The organism is Brevundimonas sp. (assembly GCF_032017145.1).
Lineage (GTDB): Bacteria > Pseudomonadota > Alphaproteobacteria > Caulobacterales > Caulobacteraceae > Brevundimonas.
The window spans coordinates 1-6,479 of sequence record NZ_DALZQC010000143.1; the positions used below are offsets into that span (position 1 = coordinate 1).

8 protein-coding genes are annotated in these 6,479 nt (G+C 69.0%); 1 reads left to right on the top strand and 7 read right to left on the bottom strand.

Annotated features, from left to right (window positions below):
* From RTU05_RS16410 to RTU05_RS16440, 7 genes are all read right to left on the bottom strand, one after another.
* On the bottom strand, window positions 1–931 hold a 931-nt coding region (locus RTU05_RS16410), incomplete at its 3' end, for a CCA tRNA nucleotidyltransferase (protein WP_409411642.1).
* Window positions 928–1,590: a CoA pyrophosphatase gene (locus RTU05_RS16415; protein WP_312599401.1), complete on the bottom strand. Its 663-nt coding sequence runs from the start codon at window positions 1,588–1,590 to the stop codon at window positions 928–930. The genes RTU05_RS16415 and RTU05_RS16410, both read right to left, overlap by 4 nt.
* Window positions 1,587–2,138 (bottom strand): DUF1285 domain-containing protein, encoded by a 552-nt coding sequence (locus RTU05_RS16420; protein ID WP_312599402.1) that lies wholly within the window; start codon window positions 2,136–2,138, stop codon window positions 1,587–1,589. The genes RTU05_RS16415 and RTU05_RS16420 overlap by 4 nt, the downstream gene beginning before the upstream one ends.
* Window positions 2,139–2,209: 71 nt before the next feature.
* Window positions 2,210–2,860 (bottom strand): OmpW family outer membrane protein, encoded by a 651-nt coding sequence (locus RTU05_RS16425; RefSeq protein WP_312599403.1) that lies wholly within the window; start codon window positions 2,858–2,860, stop codon window positions 2,210–2,212.
* Window positions 2,861–2,988: 128 nt separating this feature from the next.
* Window positions 2,989–3,474, bottom strand: a complete 486-nt coding sequence (locus RTU05_RS16430) for an N-acetyltransferase (protein ID WP_312599404.1) — start codon at window positions 3,472–3,474, stop codon at window positions 2,989–2,991.
* A gap of 74 nt (window positions 3,475–3,548) precedes the next feature.
* Entirely contained in the window at window positions 3,549–4,322 is a 774-nt protein-coding gene (locus RTU05_RS16435; protein ID WP_312599405.1) for an enoyl-CoA hydratase, read from the bottom strand.
* Complete coding sequence (locus tag RTU05_RS16440) at window positions 4,319–5,401, bottom strand: MBL fold metallo-hydrolase (RefSeq protein ID WP_312599406.1); 1,083 nt, start codon at window positions 5,399–5,401, stop codon at window positions 4,319–4,321. Before RTU05_RS16440 ends, RTU05_RS16435 begins: the two co-directional genes overlap by 4 nt.
* 124 nt (window positions 5,402–5,525) lie before the next feature.
* Between RTU05_RS16440 and RTU05_RS16445 the strand changes: the two genes are divergently transcribed.
* Window positions 5,526–6,479 (top strand): hypothetical protein (locus tag RTU05_RS16445; protein ID WP_312599407.1); only part of this gene is annotated, 954 nt, incomplete at its 3' end.

A 6,479-nucleotide genomic window follows, 5' to 3' on the forward strand; every position in this document is an offset into this window, starting at 1 on the left:
CCCGCGCCCGGACGGCCCCCATGTCCGGCGCGACCACGGGGCCGTCCGCCACCGCCGCCGTCAACCGATCCCGATGCGCGTTCGACAGGCGCAACGCCGCCGCCACGTCCGCCACCGCCGCCGCCTCGGCGGGCAGCAGGGCCGACAGCCGCAGGACAGGATCGGGCGTCAGATCGCAGATGGCCTGAAACAGCGTCAGCGGCTGGACCTGCGGCAGCACCTGCTCCAGCACCCCCGCCTCGGCCATCGCCTGCACCGCCGGTCGCGGATCGGGCGCGGCCAGCAGTTTCAGCAGTTCCTTGGACACCCGCTCGGCCGACAGCTGATCCATGCCGGTCTTCAGCGCCGCGCAGGCCGCCAGCCCATCAGCGTCGGGCGCGCCCCGTCCATACCAGGCGTAAAACCGGAAAAAGCGAAGGATACGCAGATAATCCTCACGGATGCGCGTCTCCGCCTCGCCGACGAAGACGATCCGCCCCGCCGCCGCATCGGCCAGGCCGCCCCCCGTCGGATCGAACACCTGGCCCGCCGCATCCGCATAGAGGGCGTTCAGGCGAAAATCGCGCCGCGCCGCATCCTCGGCCCAGTCCTGGGTGAAGGCGACCACGGCGCGCCGACCGTCGGTCTCCACATCGCGACGCAGGGTGGTGATCTCATAGGGTCGGCGCTCGGACACCCCCGTCACCGTGCCGTGCTCCACCCCGGTCGGCACGGCCTTCAGCCCGGCGGCCTTCAGGGCGGCCATCGTCTGGGCGGGCGTCAGTAGGGTGGCGATGTCGATGTCGTCGACAGGCTGGTCCAGCAGGCTGTTCCTGACGCAGCCGCCGACGAACCGCGCGCAGCCCGGCCCGCCCGCCGTCTCCAGGGCCGTCATCACCGTGCGGGTCGCCGACGCCTCCAGCCACGGCTGGCCCCGCATCGACACGCTCACGCCGCGTCCTCGTCGGCGGCGGCGACCGGACGGGGCTCGTCGCCATACAGCCGCGCGTGCAGACCTTTCAGAATGCCCGCCGTCACGCCCCAGATGTAGCGTTCACCCCACGGCATGGCCCAGAACCAGCGCCGCAGCCCCTCGTCCAGATCGTAGAAGTCGCGCCGGTGGTTGGCCGCATCCATCAGAAAATCCCACGGCGTCTCGAACACCTCGGCGACTTCGTCCGGCGACGGCGTGACGACCGGGGCCGCGTCCAGCCAGCCGATCACAGGCGTCACCAGAAAGCCGGTTCCGGTCTCATAGGCGTCGGACAGGCCCAGCACCTGGACGGCGGACGGCTTCAGGGCCACCTCCTCGTCCGCCTCGCGCAGGGCCGCCTCAACCGCGTTCTCGCCGGGGTCCAGCCGCCCGCCGGGAAAGGCGATCTGGCCGGTGTGTCGCGCCAGGGCGTCCGCCCGGCGCGTCAGCAGCACCGTCGCCCCCTCGGGCCGGGCCACCACCGGGATCAACACCGCCGCAGGCCGCAGTTCTCCCGCCGCCCGCGCGCTGCCGGGGTTCAGGTCATAGTCGGATCGGTCGGGCTTCACCCCCGGCCGCCAGCTGTCGATCGGCGCCAACCTCCGGCTCAGCCGCGCCTTCAGCGTGTCCAGGCTCACGCCACCGCCCCCAGCGAAAAGTCCTGACCGCCCGAACGCACGATCAGCCGGCCTTCCACCTCCTCGGCCATCTCCACCAGTTCGTAGAAGACCGGCCGCGCGATCCGCGCCCACAGATCGCGGCGCACATGGATGCGCGGCGCCGGCTCGCCCGTCACCGGATCGGTCTCGACCACGACGGGGTCGTCGGGACCGGCCCGCACCTCGTCGCCCACATCGGTCGTGAAGATCAGGTCGTCGCCCTCGCGCCCCAGCGCCACGGCGCGAAACGGCAGATCCTCGACCCGGATCTTCATCTTCTCGACCGGCGTGACCAGGTGATAGCCGTCAGGGTCCTTGCGCAGGACCGTGGAGAACAGCCGCACCAGTTCCTTGCGGCCGATGGGCGATCCCTCGTGCATCCACACGCCGTCGCGCCGGATGACGATGTCGATTTCCCCGCAATGCTGGGGGTTCCACAGATGAACCGGCGGGATGCCGCGTCCCGGAGCCTGTTTCGCCGCTTGCGCCAGGGCGCTCAGCCCGGTCTTTGATGCCTCGTCCGCCATTCGCAAGACTTAGGCGCGCCGGATCGGTTCGTCACCTGTCCAGCGCGCCTGTGGTCCTCGAGGTCGACGGATCAGAACTTGCGACCGAAGCCCAAGGACACGACCCAGGGGTCCAGGTTCACGTCGCTTTTCAGCGCGCCGTCGTTGATGTCGGCGTCGGTGTTGAACCAGACCTTCTTGACGTCGACGTTCAGGCTCCACGGCCCTTTCACGCCGATATCGGCGCCCGCCTGCAGGGCGTAGCCGAAGCCGTCGTCCAGCTTGACCTTGAAGTTGTTCTTATCCTTGCCGTCGAAGAAGACCATGTAGTTCACACCGGCCCCGACATAGGGGCTGAAGCGGCCTTCGGTCAGCGGACGGTATTGCAGCGTCACCACCGGCGGCAGGACCCAGGTTTCGTGAACCGCGACATCCGTGGCGCCGCCCTTGGCGCGGATCTCATGCTGGGTGGCGCCCAGAATGGCCTCGATCGCCAGATGGTCGGTCAGGAAATAGGTGAAGCCCAGGGTCGGCATGACGCTGTCGCCCACATCGACGTGCAGGCCGCTGTCGGCGCCGGCGGCGGTGGTGATGGCGTCGTCCGCCTGAGAAAAGACATCGGTCACGCGACCGCTGACGATCCAGTCGCCGGCGCGCGGCGTGGTCCAGGCGTCCGCGCTCGACCCGGCGGCGCTTTGGGCCAGGACCGGCGTGCTGACGGCGGCCGCGGCGATGGCGGCCATGATGGCGAACTTATAGGCTTTCACTTCGGTTATCCCCGACGTCCAGGCCGCCTGATGCGGCCGCTCTTCGGCGTCGGGGGCGTGATGCGCGCGGTCGGCGGGGAGCGCCTTGATCCAGCGCAAAAGCCTTATCGACCGATGGCCACCGCCCCGGATACCGTCAGGACGCCTGTCGCCATCCAAAGGATGCGCCGACGATCCACCGGCCCAGGCAGCACCACCTCAGGCGCGGGAATAAAGCCGAAACGTTCGAAATAGGCCCGGTCGCCCACCAGCAGCACCCCGCCGACCTGCCCGGCCAGGGTCCGCGCATGATCCAGACAGGCCGCGACCAGTTCGGCGCCCAGGCCGTCGCTGCGCCGTCCGGCGTCCACTGCGATGGGCCCCAGGAACAGGGCCGGCGTCGGCCCGATCGTGACGGGCCACAGCCGCACCGAGCCGATCACCCGCCCATCCACATGGGCCACGAAACCGGCGGACGGCGCCGACCCTTCGCGCAGGCGCTCGGCCGTCTTGGCGAACCGGCCCGGGCCGAAGGCGGCCATGACCAGCGCCTCCACGCCTTCGGCGTCGGCCGGAGTTTCGGCTTCGATACGGCTGACGGCCGGGGACATGGCGAGGGCGTGCGACATTGGCGCGCGCACCTAGAAGCAAAGCTGCGCCAAATCAAGGCGCAGTCTTGCGACGGTCAGCCCACCTTGGAGAAGTCCGGCGCCCGCTTCTGGGTGAAGGCCATGAAGGCCTCCATCGCCTCGGGGCTCTTCATCTGCGACACGAAGGCTTCGCCCTCGCGCTGCATCAGGTCCCACAGCGCCTCGGCATCGCGCATCAACCGCTTGGTCTTGCGGATGGAGTTCGGCGCCCTTGCGGCGACCTGCGCGGCAAGGTCCGCCGCCGTCGCATCGACCTGATCGGCCGGAACCGCCCGATTGGCCATGCCCCAGGCCAGGGCCGTGCGCCCGTCCACAGCCTCGCCGAAAGCCAGCATCTCGAAGGCGCGCTGATGGCCGATCACCGCCGGCAGCAACAGGCTGGACGCCGCCTCGGGTGCGATGGCCAGATTGACGAAGGGCACGGACAACAGAGCGTCCTCGGCCAGAACCACCAGGTCGCAGTTCAGCAGCATGGTCATGCCCACGCCCACGGCCCGGCCCTTGGCGGCGGCCACGGCCGGCTTGTCCAGATCGGCCAGCGACTTCAGGAACCGGAACACCGGCAGGTCGGAAGGCGTCTGGGTTTGCGATCCTAAGCTGATGAAATCCTGAATATCGTTCCCGGCGCAGAAACTGTCGCCCTCCGCCCGGAACAGCAGCGCCCGCACCGCATCGTCGGTCCGGGCCCTTTCGCTGGCCTCGGCCAGGCCCGTGTACATGGCCTGGGTCAAGGCGTTCTTCTTGTCGGGCCGGTTCAGCGTCACGGTCAGGACGCCATCGGCCAGTTCGGTGCGGATATGTTCGCTCACGTCGTTTCCTCGTCCTGTTCGACGGCGGTCCACCAATCGACGCCGTTCTCGTCGCGCGTCCGTCGGGCGCGGCCGCGCTTTTCCAGATAGTTCAGATGCGCCTGGGCCTCGCCCGTGGCCATGCCCAGAACGCCGTCGCCGACTACCCGACCGAACACGGCCGGAAAGCCGTCGATCACCCTAGCCGGTTGACGCAACGTCCGCTCAAGCCGTTTCAGCGCCGTCTCGTGCCCGCGCTTCAGCGCGTCCAGACGCGCGTGAACCCCATAAAAGGGCTCGCCGTGCGCCGGCAGGATCAGTGCGCCCTCAGGCATCAACGCCCGCAACCGGTCCAACGACTCCATCCAGTCGCCCAGCGGGTCCGCCATCGGCTCGGTCGGCCAGACCGAAACGTTCGACGATATCCGCGGCAGAATCTGATCTCCGGCCAGGATGACGTCGTCCGACCGCCGCCACAGGCAGACATGCTCGGGACTGTGACCCGACCCGATCACCACGGTCCAGTCGTCCTCGCCGATCCGAACCGTATCGCCCTCGGACAGGCGGCGATAGCTGCGCGGCATCGGCGCGACGCCCTTGGCGAATCCGCCATAGTCCCCGCGCCATTTTTCGATCTGATCTTCCGTCCAGCCGGCGGCGCGGAAGAACTGCGCCCCGTCCTCGGGCGCCTCGCCGGCCTGCTCGGCCATCAGCATCCGGGCCGTCACATATTCCAGACGCGACATCCACAGCGGCACCCCCGACCGCTCGCACAGCCAGCCCGCTAGGCCGATATGGTCGGGGTGCATATGGGTGCAGATCAGGCGCGTGATCGGCCGCCCCTCCAGCGATCCCGCCATCGCCGCCTTCCACGCCGCCACGGTGTCTGGCGTCCGCAGTCCGGTGTCGATCACCACCCAGCCCTCGCCGTCCCGCAGCGCATAGGCGTTTACATGATCCAGTTGAAACGGCAGGGCGAACCGCAGCCACAGCACGCCGCGCGCGACCTCCACCGCCTTTCCCGGCGCGGGCGCGCCGTCGAACGGATAGGTCAGCCCCCGCGCATCTCTCGCCACAGTCGCAGCGCCATCGCCCGCCAAGTCCGTCTCCTATCGCAACGCGCCGAGTTGTAATCCGGCGCCGCCGGTCGCGTCCAGCCGCCTTGACCCGGACCCAATAGGCGGTCACGAAGTCTGCCAGTCTTCAGAACCCAGGTGTCTCCCGATGAAATCCCGTCTTCTCGCCGCCGTCGCGGCGCTTCTGTTCAGCGCGGCGGTCGCTGCGCCTGCCCTGGCGCAAGACGCCGGAACACACTCGACTGATACACAGAGCGGCGTAAGAGCCCCTGCTCAAGCCGTGACGCCGTCACGTATTAGAGGGCGAAACAACGAACCCCGTCGCGAACGTGCGCCGGCCGCCCCCACCGCCGAGCAAATCCTGGCGGCCGCCCAGGAGCAGATGGCCCTGACCACGACGGGCTGTCAGGTCAGCGAAGCCAAGCTGCTGGGCAAGACGGCCGCCGGCACCACCGTCTATGAAGTCGCCTGCGGCGCCGCGCCGGGCTATATGGTCGAAACCAAGACGCCGCCCGAGGCGTCCAGCTGCATCATCCTGGCCCACACCGCCGAGCAGCGCCGCGCCGCCGATCCGGCGGCCGACGTCGGCCCCCAATGCACCATCGCCGCCAACACCGACACGCAGAAGTTCCTGCGCGAATACGCCAAACAGGCGGGCGTGCCCTGCACCGTCGATCAGGCCAAGATTCTGGGCCAGTCCGGCGCCGGCGCGATCGTCTATGAAATCGGCTGTTCGGACGCCGCCGGATACTGGATCAAGCAGGAAGCCGGCGCCTGGACCAAGACCCCCTGCATCCAGGTTCTGGCCGAAAACGGAAAGTGCGACTTCACCACCACCGCCGAGAACGCGGGCTATGTGAAGACGCTGCTGGCCGGATCGGCCGCCGCGCCCTGCAACGTCACCGAGGCCCGCCTGATGGGTCAGAACGCCAACGGCGTCTTCTATGAAGCCAAGTGCGAGGGGGCAGACGGCGTCATCGCCCGCCTGAACGCCGAGAACGTGGTTCAGCAGATCTACCCTTGCGCCACCGCCCAACAGATCGGCGGCGGCTGCAAGCTGACGACGGCCCCGGCCGCTGCGGCGCCCGCCCCCGCCGGCGGC

What these genes read in the sequence shown, in the direction of transcription:
- RTU05_RS16420 (WP_312599402.1), bottom strand. Translation starts at nt 2,138, where the DNA reads ATGGCGGACGAGGCATCAAAGACCGGGCTGAGCGCCCTGGCGCAAGCG.
- RTU05_RS16425 (WP_312599403.1), bottom strand. Translation starts at nt 2,860, where the DNA reads ATGGCCGCCATCGCCGCGGCCGCCGTCAGCACGCCGGTCCTGGCCCAA.
- RTU05_RS16430 (WP_312599404.1), bottom strand. Translation starts at nt 3,474, where the DNA reads ATGTCCCCGGCCGTCAGCCGTATCGAAGCCGAAACTCCGGCCGACGCC.